The sequence below is a fragment of the Anaerolineales bacterium genome (assembly GCA_025808555.1).
Taxonomy (GTDB): Bacteria; Chloroflexota; Anaerolineae; order Anaerolineales; family UBA11579; genus JAMCZK01.
Genome location: CP075526.1, coordinates 942583 through 960300 on the forward strand (window position 1 = coordinate 942583; position 17718 = coordinate 960300).

The following is a 17718-nucleotide window of genomic DNA, read 5'->3' on the forward strand; positions in this document are numbered from 1 at the left end:
TCCCCGCTGTAACGATAAAAAGACCGCCCGATGGGCGGTCTTTTTGTTTCATCGTCATTGCGTGTAGAAGCAATCCCCAGCCTAGACTTGAAACTCGCCATTCTTATAGAAGAGTTCGCCGTCCACTACGATCTCGCTGTCGTTGCGCATATCGCAAATCATGTCCCAGTGCAGCGAAGATTCATTCTTGCCGCCGGTTTCCGGGTAGCTCATGCCGAGCGCCATGTGGATGGTGCCGCCCATCTTCTCGTCGTACAGGATGCTCTTGGTGAAGCGGTCAATGCTGAAGTTGGTGCCAATGCCCAGCTCACCCAGGAAGCGTGCTCCAGCGTCAATATCCAGCATCTTGAGCAAATACTCCTCGTTCTTCTCAGCGGTGGCATTGACCACTTTGCCATCCTTGAACTCGAGGCGAATGCCATCCACTTCGCGCCCCAGATAGATCGCCGGATAGGTGTAGCTGACCCAGCCGTTCACTGAATCTTCCACCGGGCCGGTGAAGATCTCAGAGCCCGGCATGTTGTGATGGGCAGTGGAGTTCACAAAGGTGCGGCCCTCGATGGACATCTGGATATCAATATTTCCGCCACGCAGATGGACTTGCTTCTTTCCCTTGAGCCAATCCACGAGGCGTTTCTGGTCAGCTTCGATCTGGTTCCACAAGGCGACCGGGTCGGCTTGGTCAACCTTGCAGGCGCGGTAAACAAAATCGGCATAGTCGCTCAGGCTCATGTCGGCTTCCTGGGCATAAGCCTGGCAGGGTACACGGGTCAGCGTCCAGCGCAGCTCACCGCTGGCGCTGCGGCGCATATAGGCTTGCATGATCTCGCGGCGGGCTGCCGAGCGGATTTGCTGCTTCTGGCTGTCCACCATGGTCAGGTTGCGCGTATTTTCGGACGCGTCCAAGCTGATGAAGACATCCGCCTGCTCAAAGGGCATGCGGTCAAAAGGCGATAGCCACTTGAGTTGCTCGTCATTGGCCTCTTCAAGGAAAACGCGCTGCGTAGCGCCAACACCCATCAGCACGCTGGGGTTGCCGCCGGCGCGCAAAGTGTAGCGGAGCACTTCGGCGGCCAGTTCTTCGGCCAATGGATGGCCGAAAATGACCACCCAGTCACCAGGTTTCACCTTGACGGAGTACTCCACAAGGGTTTGAGCAAGTTTTTGTACACGCGGGTCAGCCATGCGATTCCTCCAAAATGGAATTCTACACTGGGGCTTGCCTTGCCTTGCGGCGCGGCACTACAATAGCCGCGCATGATCAGTTCAGCACAGAACCCACGCGTACAGCATATCCGCGCCCTGCAGGGCCGCGCCAAAGCCCGCCGCGAAGCGAAGGCTTTCGTTGTGGAAGGCGTGCGCCTGGCGGAGGAGGTATTGGCCGCCAACTGGAAGGTACGCCAGGGCTTCTACACCGCCGGTCTGGACCCGCGCGGCATGGAGCTGGTCGCCGCGCTGAAAGGGGCAGGCGCGGAGATGGAAGAGGTTACCGATAGTGTGATGGAAGCCAGCAGCGATACGCAGACCCCAGCTGGCCTGCTACTGGAAGTTGAACGCCAGGATGTGCCGCTGGCGGCCGCGCCGGACCTGGTGGTGATTCTCGACCGGGTGAACGACCCTGGCAATGTGGGCACGCTGCTGCGTAGCGCGGCCGCGGCGGGTGCGCACGCAGCTTTGCTGGCGCCGGGCTGCGTAGACCCGTTTGCGCCCAAGGTGCTACGCGGCGGCATGGGCGCCCAACTGCGCCTGCCCGTACTGGAGCTGGACTGGTCAGGCATCCGTGACTTCTTGGTGCAGCACAGCCTGTATGCCATGCTGGCCGAAGCCAACATTGGCCGCCCTTTTGATGAAGTGGACCTGACCCGCAAGCTGGCGTTCATCGTGGGCGGCGAGGCCAATGGCCCCAGCCCGGAGGCACGCGGCCTGGGCGCAGAACCGATCCAGATCCGCATGCCCGGCCAGATCGAATCGCTGAACGCGGCCACCGCCGGCAGCCTGCTGCTGTTCGAAGCTGTGCGCCAACGCCGCACAGCTTAGTAGTACTCTCAGAATTTGACAGGAAAAAGACTAGGCTGGCTGCGGCACAGCAATGTTCAGCGCAGCCTTCTCCAGCGTGATCGTGATCGGCGTGACGCCAATCACGTCGCCATCCCCCTGCACCAATAAGCCTTCCGGGCGCACAATACGCAGGCTGCGCGCTAACGGCACCACATTCACGCGCTCGTTGCGGGTGTACAGGCGCACCGCAAAACTGAGAATGGTCAGGGCGTATTCCAGGCCGTTGCGCGCCCACAGGAAGCAAAAATCCAGTAGGCCATCATCGGGCTTGACGTCTGGCCCCCAGCGGATGGCGCGGAAGGCAATGGTGCCAACATTCATGGCGAGCACATCGGTGGAGCGCAATTGGGTGGCGTACCCATCCAGCTCCACCGTGAAGAGATGCGAACGCAAACTAAAAAAGTGCCGCGCAAAGGTGAGCCAGTAGGCCCACGGGCCAAGCAGGCGCTTCTGCCCGCGGCCGGTATCTTTCATAGCCTGCGCGCTGAGGCCTACGCTGACGCCCAGCACGCACACGCTGTCGCCGGCGCGCAGCACATCGATCTTGCGCACGGCGTACTCGCCGGCCAGGATACGGGCGGCGGCATCCATGCGCAGCGGCAGCTTGAGCTCACGCGCCAGCACGTTGCTGGTGCCTTGCGGCAGGATGCCGAGCACCACATCCGTGCCCACCAGCGCTTCGGCCACATCCGAGATGGTGCCGTCGCCGCCGGCGGCGATCACCAGGCGCACGCCGTTGGCCAGCCAGGGCGCCAGGCGCGCCTGCATGTCGGCCTGCGGGCTGCATTCGCAAAAATCCACTGGGCGTGCGCCAAATGCATCGCCAATGGCTTTGCGCAGACGCGCTTCATTGGCCGCGCTGGATTGCGGGTTGTAGACCACCACAATGTCAGCCGTTGGAGTGGGTGCTGCCATGCTGCTGAGTTTAGTTGTTGGCTTGGAGTTGGTAAATCCCGCCGTTGCGATCCACCAGGTACAGTTCACCAGCCTCGTCAAGGCCGAAGGATGTGATCAACGCCTGCGTATCCCATAGCACCTGGGAATCCCATTCGCCGCTGGGGGTTTGATGCATACCCATCACCTCACCGGAGCAGAAGTCTCCGTAGAAGTAGATGCCATTCCATTCAGGAACATTGGCGCCGCGGTACACATAGCCACCGGTGATGGAGCAGCGCGAGCCGTGATCGTACTCGACCACAGGAAAATTCAGTTCCAGGCCCTCAGGCGGGGTGCCCTCATACGGGTGCGTGCCTTCGTAGTATCTCCAGCCCAGGTTGGCGCCGTTGCCAGAGCCCGCGGGGAGCACGTGCACTTCTTCCCAGTCGCCCTGGCCCACATCGGCAATGTATAGATCGCCCGTAGCAGCGTCGAAGCTGAAGCGCCAAGGGTTGCGCAGGCCATAGGCCCAGATCTCTCCCAGCCCGCCGCCGGATGCGTACGGATTGTCGGACGGGATGCCGTAGGGGCCATCCACATTCACGTCAAGGCGCAGCATCTTGCCCAGCAAGGTCTCGAGCGACTGGCCATTGTTCTGCGGGTCACCGCCGGAGCCGCCATCGCCGCTGCCGATATACAGATAGCCATCCGGCCCAAATTCAATGTGGCCGCCGTTGTGATTGGCGTACGGCTGTGCGATGTACAAGATCGGCGCTTCCGTATTCGTATCAACCACATTGCGGTTATCAGAAACCTGGAAGCGCGAAACGACCGTGTTGCCGCCCAGGCCGGTGTAGTTCACATAGAAATAGCCATTGTTCTCAAAATCAGGATGGAAGGCGAGGCCGAGCAGACCTTGCTCGTTGCCATTGCTGCCCACTTCAAAGCGAATATCAAGGAAAGGATCAGCCAGGCGCTGGCCATCCTCGATCACGGCGATCACGCCCTGCTGCTCCACCACGAACAGGCGCCCGCTGCCGTCGCCGGCATGCGTCACCAGCAGCGGCTGGGCATAGCCCTGGCTCACCAGGTTCCAACTGTAGTCAGCCGGGTTGGCGAAACCCACGGCGGCCGCCTGGTCCTTATCGATGGCCAAGGTGGCCTGCTCAGCCGGCGCGGTATCGCTGGGGGAAGCCGATACGGGTGTAGAGATCACCGGCTCGGAGGGGGAGGTGCTGGGGGCCGGGCGGTTGTAGCAGGCCGCCAACAGCAGCATCAAAGGCAGTAGGCGAAGTAAGGTCTTTATTCTTTCTCCGTATAGTCGGCGTCCATTACGTCGCCTTCATCGATCTTGATCTGGGCGCGGCGGCCACCTTTGGCCAGCGCGGCGCGGTGCTCTTCCACCACATCGGGCGGGCACAGCTCAGTGAATATGGAGGTGCCCAGCCAGAGAACGGCTACATCATCCAGCAGGGGAATGGCAAAATCCAGCGGGGAGATGAGATACAAAAGCGATGCAAACGGAATGATCTTGTACAGCGCAATGACCCGCTTGTCGCGAAGAAGACGCCAGGTCAGGCGGAACTGGTTGAGAAAATCGGCCATGCGGCCACCGCCGCCGGGAGGGAGGAATTTCTGCAAAAATTGCATGGGATTAGCTGCCTCTCGCAGCTTCAGCAGCCAGGGCGGCACGGTGCTCGGCCACGACGTCAGGCGGGCACAACTCGATAAATGCATAGAAACCCACACCCAGCACGACGGCATCGTCCAGGATCATGGGCAGCAGGTCAGGCGAGAACAGATACACCACCGCGCCCACCGGCAGCACTTTGAGTAGAGGGCTTACACGCGGGTCACGCATCAGGCGCAGCAAAAGCTTGAATTGAGCGCCCAAGCCGCTGGGGGTGCCACGCTGATCACGTTCTACGAGAATTTCAGGCTTATTGTTATCTTCCATCTTGCCTCCAGCATGCTACGGGCATTATACCGTTGCGTGCCTGATTGATTTTAGTGAAGCATTATCAGAACTAAATTAGCAAACGAAGCAACTCCCTGACCTGTGCTGGTGTTCCTATAGAGGCTCATCAATTAGAATCCGAGACGTATGCCTAAAACCCAATCGCTTTGGAAAGCCTATCTCGCCCTTGCGGCGGGGACATTGATCATCGCCACCTCGGCCATCTTCACCCGCCTGGCCGACGCGCCGGGTAGCGTGGTGAGCCTGTACCGCATGGGCATTGCCGCGGTTGCGCTGGCGATCCCATTCTTCGCCAGCCGCCGCAAACTGGGGCCGCTCTCGCGCCAAGGCCTATGGTTCGGCGCCCTGGCCGGCCTGTTTTTGGCAACCGACCTGGCGGTATGGTCCAGTGGCGTCGCTTACGGCGGCGCCACGATCCCTACGTTGCTTGGCAATGCGGCACCGCTTTGGGTGGGGCTGGGCGCGCTGTTCATCTTCCGCGAGAAACTCAAGCCCACCTTCTGGCTAGGTTTGGCGCTGGCGATGCTAGGCGCGTTGGTTGTGCTGGGGATCGAATTTGGCGCAGAGTTCGAGATCAACCGCGGCGGCATCCTCGGCCTGATCGGCTCATTCTTCTATGCGGGCTACATGCTGGTGGCGCAACGCGGCCGCGAGCATTTGGATACCTTTTCATTCTTCTGGGTCACGGCGGCCGTCGGCAGCGTACTGTTGCTCATCTTCTGCCTGATAGTGCAAGCGCCACTGACCGGCTATTCGCAGCCCACGTATCTGTATCTGGCCGCGCTGGGTCTGGTGGTGCAGGGCGGCGGCTGGATGCTGCTCAACTATGCGCAAGGCCATCTGCCCGCCTCGATGGTTTCGCCGACGCTGCTGATCCAGCCCATTCTCACCGCCATCATTGCCGGCCCGATTCTAGGCGAATGGCTTTCGCGCGGCGAGTGGCTGGGCGCGCTGGCGGTGCTGATCGGCGTGGTCATCGTGCATCGCAGCCGCGTAGCGGTTACTGTTCCGGCAAAGTAGACTGGGCGGAATGACAACTCACACATCTTCGCAAGGCTTGAATCGCACCGGTCTGGCCAACCTGCTGGTGGTCTACCTGGTGTGGAGCAGCACCTACCTGGCGATCCGCATCGCCGTGCGCGAGGGCGCCGGCTTCCCGCCTTTCACCATGGGTCTGATGCGCGCCGCGCTGGGCTGCCTGATCCTGTTCACCTGGAGCTACTTCAAAAAAGAGCGCATCCGCATCACGCGGCGCGAAGCACTGACCCTATTGGTGTCTGGCATGCTGCTGTGGGTAGCCGGCAACGGCTTGGTGACCTTTGCCGAGCAGCGCACCGAATCTGGCCTGGCGGCGCTGCTGGTGGCGGCCTCGCCCATCTGGGCCGCGATGGTGGAAGCAATCTGGGACCGCAAGCTGCCGTCGCCATTGCTGTTCATCTCGCTGCTGATCGGTTTCGGCGGCATTGTGGTATTGACCCTGCCGTCGCTCTCCAGCGGGGTGCAGGCGGATGCGATCGCCACGATCGCGCTGTTGGTGGCCGCCATGGCCTGGTCCAGCGGATCGGTGTACCAGGCGCGCAACCAGCTGGATCTGGCCCCGCGGGTCAGCTCGGCCTACCAGATGCTGTTCGGCTCGATCGGCTTTGGCCTCCTGGCCGTGCTGCTCAATGAGCCGGCACCCACGCCCAACACGGAAGCCTGGCTGGCCTGGGGTTACCTGGTGATCTTCGGCACGCTGGCGTTCACGTCCTACGTGATCGCCCTCAAGCTGTTGCCGACCCGCATCGTGATGACGTATGCTTACGTCAATCCGGTATTGGCCCTGCTGCTGGGTTACTTCGTGCTGGGCGAGGAGATCACGATCTACACGATTGGCGGCAGCCTGCTGGTGTTGCTGGGGGTTGCAGGCGTTTTCCGCGAGCGGCTGGCGAAGCAAAAGCGCTAGCTCGGCGTGCAACGCCGGCTGCAGCACTGCGTATATATGCAGAAGGAGATATTTATGGATACAAGTCGAAATGGAAATGCGGTCATCGGTGTGCTTTTGTTGCTGGCCGGCGGCTGGTTTTTGGCGCAGCAATTCTTCCCCGAACTTGCGGGCATGATCGATCTGCAAGTTGAATGGCCGGTGCTGATGGTCGCCATCGGCGCGGCGATCCTGCTGCTCAGTGTTTTGTTCCGCTCGCCCGGCCTGGCGGTCCCCGCCGCGATCGTGGCGGGCGTGGGCGGCATCCTGCACTACCAGAACCAATCGGGCGATTGGGCAAGCTGGTCGTACATGTGGACGCTGATCCCCGGCTTCATTGGCGTGGGTACGCTGATCAAGAACCTGCTCGAGGGCCGCTTCCTGGCCGGCCTGCGCGAAGGCCTCACCGCCATCGCCTTCAGCGCTGCCTTGTTCGTCTTTTTCAGCGGCATCATGGGCGGCACCGACTGGCTCAACAAGCTGTGGCCGCTGATCCTGATCGCGGTGGGTATCTCGATCCTGCTGCGCAACTTCCAGGAGAAGCGCGCCAGCCGCAAGCCTGAGGTCATCGAGCAATAGCGGCGCGATATAATCGGATTAAGTGAGCATCACCAGAGGCGTAGTGCTTCACTACGCCTCTTTTATTCCTATGAGCACACTGGTAGACACCCTGGCCCGCCCCCTGCACGATCTGCGCATCTCTGTCACGGATCGCTGCAACTTTCGCTGCACCTATTGCATGCCCAAAGAGGTTTTCGGCAAGCACCATCAATTCCTGCCGCAGGAGCAGCTGCTCAGTTTTGACGAAATTGAGCAGGTGACCCGCGCCTTTGTGGCCCTGGGGGTGCGCAAAGTGCGCCTCACCGGCGGCGAGCCGCTGATGCGCAAGGACCTAGAGAGCCTGATCAGCCGGCTGGCAGCGTTGGCCGGCGTGGAGGATATTGCGCTCACCACCAATGGCTCCTTCCCGCTGGAGCGCGTGCACAGCCTGAAAGCCGCCGGCCTCAAGCGCATGACCGTCAGCCTGGATGCGCTGGACGATGACACCTTCAAGCGCATGAACGATGTTGACTTCCCGGTGGAACGCGTGCTGGCCTGGATCGCCGAGAGCGCCCGCGCTGGCCTGGCGCCGGTCAAAGTCAACATGGTGGTGAAGCGCGGCGTGAACGAGCATGCCATCCTTCCGATGGCGCGCTACTTCCGTGAACACGGCCACATCCTGCGCCTGATCGAATATATGGACGTGGGTCATAGCAATGGCTGGCGCATGGACGATGTGCTGACCGCCCGCCAGATCTTTGAGACCATCAACGCCGAGCTGCCGCTCGAGCCGCTTGAGGCGAACTATCGCGGCGAGGTGGCCGAGCGCTACCGCTATGCCGACGGCAGCGGCGAGCTGGGCATCATCGCCTCCGTCTCGCAGCCTTTCTGTGGAGACTGCAGCCGCGCCCGCATTTCTGCCGACGGGCGGCTGTTCACCTGCCTGTTCGCCCTGGGCGGCGCTGACCTGCGCGGCCTGTTGCGCCGCGGCGCAGACGATGCCGCCCTGCAGGCCGCCATCGCCGCCGTGTGGGAGAAGCGCGCCGACCGCTATTCAGAGCTGCGCTCTGCCAACACCGCTGCCTTGCCCAAAGTGGAGATGTCTTACATTGGTGGTTAAGCCGCTCGACCCAACACCGATCCGAACGATTGTCTTCGACCTGGACGACACGCTGCGCTATAACGAGCCGCATGCGCACGCCTTTATCTCCGATTTTGCCGAGACGTTGCGCGGCCGCCCGCTGACGCCGCAGGAGCGTCGTTTTGGCCAGCTGTGGGAGCACCAATACTGGGCCAGTTCGGATGATCTGAAGGCCGACATTACCGCTTACAAAGAGGGCACGCAGGAATTCTGGGTGAACTACGGCGTGCGCAGCCTGCTTTCGCTGGGCTTTGACGAAGAGCAAGCCCAGCAATACGCGGCCCAGGTGCACGAGTACATGCGCGAGAACTATTCGCCGGTCAGCCATGTGCTGCCCGAAACGCGGGCTGCCCTGGCCACCCTGCGCCAACGCGGCTACCGCGTCGGCCTGCTGACCAACCGCCCCAAACCTGTGCACGCGGAAATGAACAGCATGGCCCTGGATCTGCATATGGATTTCTTCCTGGCGGCCAGCCAGCTGGGCGCCTACAAGCCGGATAAAGAGATCTTTCTGCGCATGATCCAGTTTTTAGGCGTCAACAAAGACAGCATTCTGTATGTGGGCGATAACTATTACGCCGATGTACTGGGAGCGCGCGGCGCGGGCTTGCAATGCTTATTGCTCAATTGGAACGGCTTGTACGAAAAGCCGGATGTAGCCCAGATCAGCGCCATCACCGACCTGCTCGACCTGCTGCCCGGCCCGCTGGCGGCTGCCGCCTAGGCACGCCTACATGCCTACCCGTTTATCACGTGCGTTCTACCAGCAATCCACACTCGAGTTGGCGCACAGCCTGCTGGGCCAGCGCCTGGTGCACTTACAGCGCATCAACGGGCGCGAGCGCCGCATCGCCGGCATCATCACAGAAACCGAAGCCTATTGTGGCGAAGAGGACCTGGCCTGCCATGCCCGCGCCGGGCGCACCAAGCGCACCGAAGTGATGTACGGCCCGCCGGGCGTAGCCTATGTATATTTCACCTATGGCAACCATTGGATGCTCAACGTGGTTGCACAGCCTGAGGGTGTGCCGCACGCTGTATTGATACGCGCCGTGCAGCCCATTGAGGGGTTAGAACTCATTGCCAGGCGGCGCAAAGGCCGCCCTGCCCCACTGTGGACCAATGGCCCCGGCAAGCTGGCCCAGGCCTTTGGCATTACAGGCAAGCACAACCGCCTAAGCCTCACAGACCCGAAGGCTATAATCTTCATTGAGCGCGGCCCGGCCGTGGCGGATGACCGTGTGCGCACCGGCCCCCGTGTGGGCCTGGGCGCCACGCCTGAGCCCTGGCTGAGTAAACCCTGGCGATATATGGTAAATCTGCCTGTGGCAGGTCTGCCACAGGCAGATTTGCCAATAAACAAAGAGGAGAGAACATGAGCTTACTGCAAGGAAAGACCGCCCTTATTTTCGGGGTAGCCAACGAGCGCTCGATCGCCTGGGGCGTAGCCAAGGCGCTGCACGAACATGGCGCCGATGTGGGCATCAGCTACGCCGGGGATGTGCTCAAAAAGCGCGCCGAGCCGCTGGGCCAGTCCATCAACAGCAAATTCATCGAATCCTGTGACGTCACCAAGGACGAGGACATTGCCAGCGTGGCCGAGAAGGCTCACAAGGTTTACGGCAAGATCGATATCCTGGTGCATGCGGTGGCCTTCGCCAACCGCGAGGAGCTGAGCGGGCCGTACTACAACACCACCCGCGCCGGCTTCCACACCGCCATGGACATCAGCGTCTATTCCTTCACCGCCCTGGCGGGCGCCTTCGAGCCCTACCTGCCGGAGTGGGCCTCCCTGATGACCATGACCTATTATGGCTCCCAGAAGGCCGTGCCCAGCTACAACGTAATGGGCGTAGCCAAGGCCGCCTTGGAATCCTCGGTGCGCTACCTGGCCCGCGATTTTGGCCCGCGCAAGATCCGCGTGAACGCCATTTCGGCCGGCCCCATCCGCACCCTGGCCGCCTCTGGCGTTTCGGGCTTCAAGGGCCTGTACAACAAGTTCGCCGAAGCCGCCCCTCTGCGCGAGAATGTGACCATCGAGGATGTCGGCAACGCGGCCCTTTTCTTTGCGTCTGACCATTCCAAGCGCATCACCGGCGAGATCATGTACGTCGACTCAGGTTTCAACACCGTAGGCATCGCCGACAACAGCAGCGAAGAAGGGGCGCCCGCCGCCTGATGTTCCGCCGCAAAGCCAGCGTCTCCAAACAGCAGGCTGCCCCGCCGCCTACCGAGCGCATCACCTCGGTGGTGGCGGATGGCATCAACCTGCGCGGCAAGCTGACCGGCAGCGGCGGCGTGCGCGTGGAAGGCGCCTTCGAGGGCGAGATCGAACTTGACGGCCTGCTAGTCATCGGCCAGACCGGCCGGGTCACCTGCCCGCAGCTGCGCGCCCGCCACGTCATCGTGGCCGGGGCGATGCGCGGCGACATCCTGGCCGAAAAGGTGGAGATCCGCGCCACCGGGCGCGTATGGGGCGACGTGGTCACTGTTTCCATGTCCACCGAGGAAGGCGCATTCCTGCGCGGCCAGATCCAGATGGAAGGCTCGGTCGAACTGGAGCTCACCCCTCCGCCCGATCCAGCAGCGGATGTCGAAACCGACAAAGCGTCCACCGAGTAACAAGACTGGACTAGAATCAGTTAACCTTTGCAATACCCGTACTTTAGGAGAAAGATGAAGAACGTAAATTTCAAAGTTTTACTGGTAGTCGCAGTTCTGGCAATTACCGCCCTGGCTTGTGGCTTCAGCGCCAGCACGGCCAATTTCCAGGATGCCTACATGGCTTACGACTCGGCCGGCACCCAGCGCACCAACGTCTATGGCCCTGAAGATGTCTTCTATGCCATCGTCGACCTGGCCAATGCCTCCGACAGCACCGAGGTGCGCGCCGTGTGGACCGCGGTCAATGTGGATGGCGAAGCGGCCAACACGCTGATCGACGAGGTCAGCATCCAGAGCGGCGATGCCATCCTCACGTTTGACCTGGCCAACACCGGCATGCTGTGGCCCAACGGCTCCTACAAGGTAGACCTCTACCTCAATGGCGAGCTGGAGACCACGCTGAACTTCCAGGTTCAATAAGCCAACACTCCACAAAACAAAAACGCCTCCCTGCGGGAGGCGTTTTTTATATGGTCACAACAACCTGGTGAATGCCCGTAGCACCGCTGGGCGCAGGAGGCGCATTGCGCGTCTCCTGCGGCTGCCCGGCGCCATCATAGGCACGCACTTGCAGCACGCGGCGACCCATCACATACGGGAAGCTAAACTTCCACAATACCCAGTTCAGTTGGCTCAGCGGTGGGTTGATCAACTCGGCGGGCAACCACTCGGCATCGTCCACTTTGACCTCCACCCGGCTGATGCCGCGCGTGCCTGCCCAGGCAATGCCGCCACAGGTGGCCTGGCCGGTTTCGCCCACATCGGGATCCGCAACCACGGTGTCGATCACAGAAACCGTGTGAGCGAAAGCTTCGCGGTCCCAACCGCGATCCACCCAATACCCGTCAACCCGCTCGGGTACCAGCTCGATCCATTCGATCCACTTGGGCTGCTTCATGCCATAGCGGTTGGGAATGTACACGCGCAGCGGGAAGCCGTGCTCATACGGCAGCGGCTCGTCGTTCATCGCATACACCAACAGTGTGCGCTCATCTTCGATGTCATGCATCGTGACGAACTCATAGAAACCATCAGCAGACGTGATGTATGCCCCCGCCGCCTGCGCCTGCACGCCGGCCAGCGCCAGCACATCCTTGAAGCGCACACCCGTCCAGCGTGAAGCGCTGGTCAGATCGCCGCCCACGGTATTGGAGATGCACTGCATGGTCAGGATCTGGGTCTGCGAGGGCAATCCACGCAGCTCTTGCAGCGTGAACTGCAACGGGGTGTCCACCAACCCACCGATCTGAAGCTGCCAGGCGTCTTCGTTCAATTGTGGCGGGCGGGTGTTGATGTCAATACGGTAGAAGTCATCATTGGCGGTCAGTTCCGGGCGCGTGCCGCGCACCGGCGCCGGGCGCGCCGCCAGCTCTTCGGGAGATGGCGATTGGGCCGGGCCGCTGGTCAGCCGCGCCCCGAACGGGTCATCACCACTTGCCGGCACCGGCGTGCTATCGGTGCGCGGTGGCATGGCCTGCCCGCCGAACAAGCGGCTTGCGCCCCAGGCGCCCAGCGCCGTCACCGCCAGGCTGGCCCCGCTAACGGTAAGGAACTGCCGCCGCGAAAGCTGCGGGGCTGCCGCTTCCTGCGGGCGGGCCGCATAGGCTTGTACAAGCCTGGCGGTGCCCCAACCCCAGACAAGATAAAGCACGGCCAACGCCAGGCTGCCCAGGCCGGCGGTAATCCCCAGCTGCGCATGCACCATCAGCGTAAACGCCAGCAGCAGCAGGCCACCCACGAGGCCATAGGTAGCAATGCTGCTGCTCTTGCGCTGCAACCAGGCCAGCAGTGCGCCGAACGCGGCACCAGCAACGATGAACTGCAACACCGCAATGCTTTGCTCGGCCAGTTTGGCGGCCGTGGACGTATCTCCGATGGGCAGGAAGCGCTGCAGGAACTGGATCACTGCCACCATGTTCTCGATCACGAAGCGGATCAAACCGCCTGGCAGCACGCGCGCCATCACATCAAAAATGTCGAAGGGGAGGAAGGGTGTGCCCAGCAATGGCTCAGCAAGCGCCAAAACGCCGGTCAGCGCCGCGGTGGTCAGCGCGCCGAAGAATGCGCCGGCCCATACGGATGATCTGTCTTGAAAGGATTGCATATCAGCTCCTGCAGAGATTATAGGAGTGTTTGGACTGCCAGGTCATGAGGCCAATGTGAGGCTGGACCTTAAATGACAAGCGCCCAGGTGAGGGGGGCACCCGGACGCTCGTCAAATGGGATTATAGCGTTTGTGAAACTTGTGTCAAGGGCTTGCAAGGAGGCTCTAATGTCATAACGTTATAAGGCGACTTCCTAAGTGCCGAAGTCTATGCGAGTGAACCAACGCCTAGGAGTTTCGTTACTCGGTGAAGCCGAGTAGAAACTCCTAGGCGTAGCACCGTCAGGCGCTGGATATGCTTCGGATGTGCATTGAACCAGCGGATGGAGTTTCGTTACTCGGCAAAGCTGAGTAGAAACTCCTAGATGCAGCGCCGTCAGGTGCTGCATATGCCCCAGGTGGGACTCGAACCCACAGCCTTAGCCTTAGGAGTGCTCTGCTCTATCCATTTGAGCTACCGGGGCTTTGCGCACGCCTGCGGCGTGCGCTTTGTAGTTCCTAGCGGGCTGCCCGCTGACGGAACTACGCGCTTAAGTTTACACGGAACAGAAGTGGACTGCTGCGCTTTCTTTCTCTATGCGCTACCGCCCCTTCCAGTTAGGCTTGCGCTTCTCGCCAAAGGCGCGCATGCCTTCTTTCTGGTCCTCGGAAGCGAAGAGGAAGTAGAAGGACTGGCGCTCCTCCTGGATCCCGTCACCCAAGTGCGTTTCAAAGGCGCGGTTCACCGCTTCCTTGCCCAGGCGTACGGCCAGCGGGGCGCGGGCGGCGATTTCGGTGGCCAGCTGGATAGCCTCCACCAGGTAGCGTTCCACCGGCACCACGCGGTTCACCAGGCCGCGGCGCAGCGCCTCTTCGGCGCTCAGGCTGCGGTTGTTCAGCACCATCTCCATCGCCAACGCCTTGCCCACCGCCCGCGTCAGGCGTTGTGTGCCGCCTGCGCCCGGGATGACGCCCAGGTTGATCTCGGGCTGGCCAAAGCGGGCGCTCTCGGAAGCCACGATCATGTCGCACGACATGGCCAGCTCATTGCCGCCGCCCAAACACCAGCCGGAGACAGCCGCAATGATGGGTTTGGTGATCTTCTTGATGCGGTCAAACGGAGAGATGTGCCCCTTGAGCATCAACTCCACAGACGAAGCCTCGGCCATCTCTTTGATGTCGGCGCCGGCGGCAAAAGCCCGTTCGTCACCGGTGATGACAAAGGCGCCTACGCCGTCATCCGCGTCCAGCTGCTCCAGTTTGTCCATCAGCTTGATCATTAGCGCGCTATTGAGCGCGTTCATCGCATCGGGACGGTTCAGGCGCAGCAGAGCAACGCGTTCTCTAATTTCGACCAAGATGAGTTCTTTGTTCTCCGCCATGGGTGCTCCTTACTTTGCGCCAATTGTAAGACCAGCCAGCTCGGCCAACACGTCCGCCGCCTGGCTGCCTGGCTGCCATACCAGGCGAATTTTATGAGTGGCCAGCTCCGGCGCGGCGCGGTGCGCCAGGGCCTGCAGCCCGGCGGCGGCGGCCGTATACACCGCTGAGACCGCTTCGCCAGCGCCGGCATACACGATCGTGCCGCCGCCGATCTCACGCATCACGCGGCCAACCGACTGGGTGATCAGGAACCCTGCCGTCAGCGTGGCGTCAATGCCGCGGTGCCAATCCCACTCGTCCATATCCAGCACAACGCCATCAGGCCGCACGCTTGGGATGAACACCAGCGCATCCACGCGCCCCCAGCGCTCCAGCACGCCCTGCAGCATCGTTTGCAAAGCCAGCTTGCGGGTGAGATCCGCGGCATAGGCGCCAACTTGGCCGCCAGCCGTCTGCAATTCCTCTGCCAGCGGCTCGATGCGCGTGGGCAGCAAGTCATTCAGCGCTACGCGCCATCCATGCGCCGCCAATTGCCGCGCCAGTTGTTGCCCAAGCTCTGTCCCCGCCCCCGCCAGCAGGGCTACACGTTCACTCGCTGTCATCTATCAATTCCCAATCTTCATAGGTCACTACGCCTTCGCACAGGGGCACATCGCTGCGGTTGTGTTGATGATTCACGTTCATATTGAAATACGGGGTCGGGTCATACGTATTGCCAATGCGGGTCTCATTCAGAAAGTTACCTTGGCCGTCATCTTTTACGATCGAGATGTGCAAATGCAGGCCGGTCGGGTTGATCGGATCGCCCGAGTAATTGCCCATATGTCCAAGAAAAGTGCCGGCCTCCACATACACCTCGCTCGTGCCCGGCGGGAACTGCTCAGAGACAAAGCTCTGGCCGTCCACACTGGCCATATGGGTGTAGTAGGCCCAGATCTGGCGACCGGGCTCAAGCGGATCGCTGGGAATACGAATGATGACGGTGGAGAGCCAATCCGCCTGACGGGTCAGATAGCCCGGGTAGGCGGCATAGATCGGCGTGATGCCGGGTTGCGTGCCGGAGAAAATATCCAGCCCGGTATGCGTATGCCCAAAGCGGTACGACTGGTTCCACAGGCCGAGAATCACCCCATGGGTCGGGAAGGCGAACGGGGCGCCGTCACAGCGCGCTCCCGGGCGAATGGCATATTGCTCGAACAGCTGGCGGTCCGTATTCAGCTCGCGGAACAGCGCCCAGCGACCCGGCGACGGCGCATAGCGGTTGTACAAGAACACGCCCAGCACGCTGGCAGCCACCACTGCGCCAAGGATCAGCCAAGTTTTACGCGTCACGCCCGGTCTCCAGGCGGGGCATCATCGCTATGGCGCCGGAAGTGCGCCAGATCATCCTGCAGGTGGTCGGCGAACAGCAGGGTCACCTTGCCGCCGCTGATGTCTTGCAGGACCTGGCCAGCTTTCTGACCCTGGGGTGAGCCCATCGCATCCGCCACTGCGCTCAGCGAGTCAAAGAACAGCTCGTGCACCAGATGGACCGGGTAGCTGCCGTGCAGCACGCGGTCTACCCGGCTGGTCACTTCACGGCGCAGGCCGGGCATCTTCTCCGCCTCGGCCAGGAACAGGGGCCAGCGGCTGTCAAAATGAGCCGCATCATCTTGCGGCTCAACCAGAATCACTAATTTGTACATACGCGCGGCATTATAACCTTGGCCATTTTGCTGGCCCACAGACCCATTGCAAAGCCAGCCAGCAATCAAATTTTGCGTATGGTAAACTACGCGCGCAAGTGGAAAGCATGGACGACAAAATAACCATCATCGAAGGCCCGCCGCCCACCTTTGAAGTTGTGGACGACGGCTGGTCCACGGGGGTCCTTGAAGGCCCAACCCTGTACGGCGTAGCGCTCACTCATTTACGCACCTTCAACGGCGGCGAGCTGGTGGAGCGTTGCTACCGCGCCTGGAAGAAACGCCAAGCCATCGATCTTGAATACCGAGACGAAGACGGCAACAACAAAACCGCCCCCATCCTGGCAGCGCGCAGCGCTAACACGGATGAAGGTGAGATGCTGATGCTGTGGGTGCGCTTGCCAGACGAAGAGATCGAGCTCGCCATCGACTTTGATGACGATGACGGCGAAGATGTAGACGGCGAAGACTTCGAGCCGCTGCCGTAGTTCCACGGTCTGGCCGCATCATTCCATTACAATTCAATCCAATATTCCTGTAACGGAGGCGTCAATGTCTGATGCAACGATTGCGCGCGAGCTCAAAGAGGGTGTGCTCACCTTAACCCTCGACCGCCCGAAGGCCAATGCCTTCAACACCCCAATGGCCGTTGAGCTGCAAAACGCCTTCAAAGACGCAAAGAAAGACCGCTCTGTACGCAGTGTGCTGCTGCAAGCCAATGGCAAGCTATTCAGCGCCGGGCAGGACGTCACCGAATTTGGCGGCGAAGGGCACGTCTCCTTCCGTCAACATCTGCAAAAGACCTACAACCCGCTGGTGCTTCAGATACGCCAGCTGGAGAAACCCATCCTGGCTTCCATCCAGGGTGCCGCTGCCGGCGCAGCCTTGGGCCTGGCCCTGGCCTGCGACCTGCGCATCGGCTCGCCCGAAACACGCTTCGTCATCGGCTTCAGCGGCATTGGCCTGGCGCCCGACTCGGCCGTCTCGCTGATGCTGCCGGTCGTCATCGGCCTGGGCCGTGCATCCCAGGTGGCTTTTTACAACGACCCCATCACAGCTGAGCAGGCCTTGGCCTGGGGCTTGCTGAACGCTGTCGTGCCCGCCGAGCAGCTGCAGCAGACCGCCTGGGATTGGGCGCTGCGCCTGGCCCAAGGTCCGACCAACGCCATGGGTCTCACCAAGCGCGCCTTCAACAAAGCTTTGCTCTCAAACCTGGAAGAAATTCTGGATTATGAAGCCCACAATCAGGAGATCGCCGGCGAAGGCAGCGACCATAAAGAAGGCCTGGCCGCTTTTGTAGAAAAGCGCACCCCAGACTACGCCAAGGCTGCTGCGAAGAAATAGCTG

General features: G+C 61.3%; 22 protein-coding genes and 1 tRNA gene. 12 read left to right on the top strand and 11 right to left on the bottom strand.

Annotation, left to right across the window (positions count from 1 at the left end; all coding sequences use genetic code 11):
- Positions 1-81: 81 nt before the first annotated feature.
- Entirely contained in the window at positions 82-1185 is a 1104-nt protein-coding gene (locus KIT08_04975; GenBank protein UYN90590.1) for an aminopeptidase, read from the bottom strand.
- 72 nt (positions 1186-1257) lie between these two features.
- Here KIT08_04975 and KIT08_04980 point away from each other — a divergent pair, with 72 nt between their 5' ends.
- Positions 1258-2037 (top strand): RNA methyltransferase, encoded by a 780-nt coding sequence (locus KIT08_04980; GenBank protein UYN90591.1) that lies wholly within the window; start codon positions 1258-1260, stop codon positions 2035-2037.
- A 30-nt stretch (positions 2038-2067) separates the two neighbouring features.
- On the opposite strand, the gene KIT08_04985 is transcribed toward KIT08_04980, so the two are convergent.
- The 4 genes from KIT08_04985 to KIT08_05000 are packed head-to-tail and all read right to left on the bottom strand — an operon-like array spanning position 2068 to position 4891.
- On the bottom strand, positions 2068-2973 hold the full coding sequence (locus KIT08_04985; protein UYN90592.1) for an NAD(+)/NADH kinase: 906 nt from the start codon (positions 2971-2973) through the stop codon (positions 2068-2070).
- A gap of 10 nt (positions 2974-2983) precedes the next feature.
- Entirely contained in the window at positions 2984-4210 is a 1227-nt protein-coding gene (locus KIT08_04990) for a PQQ-dependent sugar dehydrogenase (GenBank protein ID UYN90593.1), read from the bottom strand.
- A 26-nt stretch (positions 4211-4236) separates the two neighbouring features.
- Entirely contained in the window at positions 4237-4584 is a 348-nt protein-coding gene (locus KIT08_04995; protein UYN90594.1) for a hypothetical protein, read from the bottom strand.
- Positions 4585-4588: 4 nt separating this feature from the next.
- The gene (locus tag KIT08_05000; GenBank protein ID UYN90595.1) at positions 4589-4891 is read right to left on the bottom strand and encodes a hypothetical protein; all 303 of its coding nucleotides are present in this window, start codon (positions 4889-4891) and stop codon (positions 4589-4591) included.
- A 147-nt stretch (positions 4892-5038) separates the two neighbouring features.
- Between KIT08_05000 and KIT08_05005 the strand changes: the two genes are divergently transcribed.
- The 9 genes from KIT08_05005 (at position 5039) to KIT08_05045 (ending at position 11640) form a co-directional block, all read left to right on the top strand.
- Positions 5039-5932: a DMT family transporter gene (locus KIT08_05005; GenBank protein UYN90596.1), complete on the top strand. Its 894-nt coding sequence runs from the start codon at positions 5039-5041 to the stop codon at positions 5930-5932.
- Positions 5933-5942: 10 nt separating this feature from the next.
- Complete coding sequence (locus tag KIT08_05010) at positions 5943-6857, top strand: EamA family transporter (protein UYN90597.1); 915 nt, start codon at positions 5943-5945, stop codon at positions 6855-6857.
- A 54-nt stretch (positions 6858-6911) separates the two neighbouring features.
- On the top strand, positions 6912-7454 hold the full coding sequence (locus KIT08_05015; GenBank protein UYN90598.1) for a hypothetical protein: 543 nt from the start codon (positions 6912-6914) through the stop codon (positions 7452-7454).
- A gap of 70 nt (positions 7455-7524) precedes the next feature.
- Positions 7525-8535, top strand: coding sequence for a GTP 3',8-cyclase MoaA (gene moaA, locus KIT08_05020; GenBank protein UYN90786.1), 1011 nt, complete (start codon positions 7525-7527; stop codon positions 8533-8535).
- Complete coding sequence (locus tag KIT08_05025) at positions 8528-9280, top strand: HAD family hydrolase (GenBank protein UYN90599.1); 753 nt, start codon at positions 8528-8530, stop codon at positions 9278-9280. The genes moaA and KIT08_05025 overlap by 8 nt, the downstream gene beginning before the upstream one ends.
- Before the next feature lie 10 nt (positions 9281-9290).
- Complete coding sequence (locus KIT08_05030) at positions 9291-9935, top strand: DNA-3-methyladenine glycosylase (GenBank protein ID UYN90600.1); 645 nt, start codon at positions 9291-9293, stop codon at positions 9933-9935.
- Entirely contained in the window at positions 9932-10735 is an 804-nt protein-coding gene (locus KIT08_05035; GenBank protein ID UYN90601.1) for an enoyl-ACP reductase, read from the top strand. Before KIT08_05030 ends, KIT08_05035 begins: the two co-directional genes overlap by 4 nt.
- Positions 10735-11178, top strand: coding sequence for a polymer-forming cytoskeletal protein (locus tag KIT08_05040; GenBank protein UYN90602.1), 444 nt, complete (start codon positions 10735-10737; stop codon positions 11176-11178). Before KIT08_05035 ends, KIT08_05040 begins: the two co-directional genes overlap by 1 nt.
- 54 nt (positions 11179-11232) lie before the next feature.
- Positions 11233-11640, top strand: a complete 408-nt coding sequence (locus KIT08_05045; GenBank protein ID UYN90603.1) for a hypothetical protein — start codon at positions 11233-11235, stop codon at positions 11638-11640.
- Between the two features lie 46 nt (positions 11641-11686).
- Here the strand turns inward: KIT08_05045 and KIT08_05050 are convergent, their stop codons facing one another.
- From KIT08_05050 to KIT08_05075, 6 genes are all read right to left on the bottom strand, one after another.
- Complete coding sequence (locus tag KIT08_05050; GenBank protein ID UYN90604.1) at positions 11687-13324, bottom strand: molybdopterin-dependent oxidoreductase; 1638 nt, start codon at positions 13322-13324, stop codon at positions 11687-11689.
- A gap of 390 nt (positions 13325-13714) precedes the next feature.
- Positions 13715-13788, bottom strand: a tRNA-Arg gene (locus tag KIT08_05055).
- Between the two features lie 117 nt (positions 13789-13905).
- On the bottom strand, positions 13906-14685 hold the full coding sequence (locus KIT08_05060) for an enoyl-CoA hydratase/isomerase family protein (GenBank protein ID UYN90605.1): 780 nt from the start codon (positions 14683-14685) through the stop codon (positions 13906-13908).
- Between the two features lie 9 nt (positions 14686-14694).
- Positions 14695-15288 carry an SDR family NAD(P)-dependent oxidoreductase gene (locus KIT08_05065; GenBank protein UYN90606.1) on the bottom strand — a complete coding sequence of 198 codons (594 nt, stop codon included), beginning with the start codon at positions 15286-15288 and terminating at the stop codon, positions 14695-14697.
- Complete coding sequence (locus tag KIT08_05070) at positions 15275-16018, bottom strand: hypothetical protein (GenBank protein UYN90607.1); 744 nt, start codon at positions 16016-16018, stop codon at positions 15275-15277. The genes KIT08_05065 and KIT08_05070 overlap by 14 nt, the downstream gene beginning before the upstream one ends.
- Complete coding sequence (locus tag KIT08_05075; GenBank protein UYN90608.1) at positions 16015-16371, bottom strand: EthD family reductase; 357 nt, start codon at positions 16369-16371, stop codon at positions 16015-16017. The genes KIT08_05070 and KIT08_05075 overlap by 4 nt, the downstream gene beginning before the upstream one ends.
- A 107-nt stretch (positions 16372-16478) precedes the next feature.
- Here KIT08_05075 and KIT08_05080 point away from each other — a divergent pair, with 107 nt between their 5' ends.
- Positions 16479-16859 carry a hypothetical protein gene (locus KIT08_05080; GenBank protein UYN90609.1) on the top strand — a complete coding sequence of 127 codons (381 nt, stop codon included), beginning with the start codon at positions 16479-16481 and terminating at the stop codon, positions 16857-16859.
- A gap of 64 nt (positions 16860-16923) precedes the next feature.
- Entirely contained in the window at positions 16924-17715 is a 792-nt protein-coding gene (locus tag KIT08_05085) for an enoyl-CoA hydratase/isomerase family protein (protein ID UYN90610.1), read from the top strand.
- Positions 17716-17718: the final 3 nt, after the last annotated feature.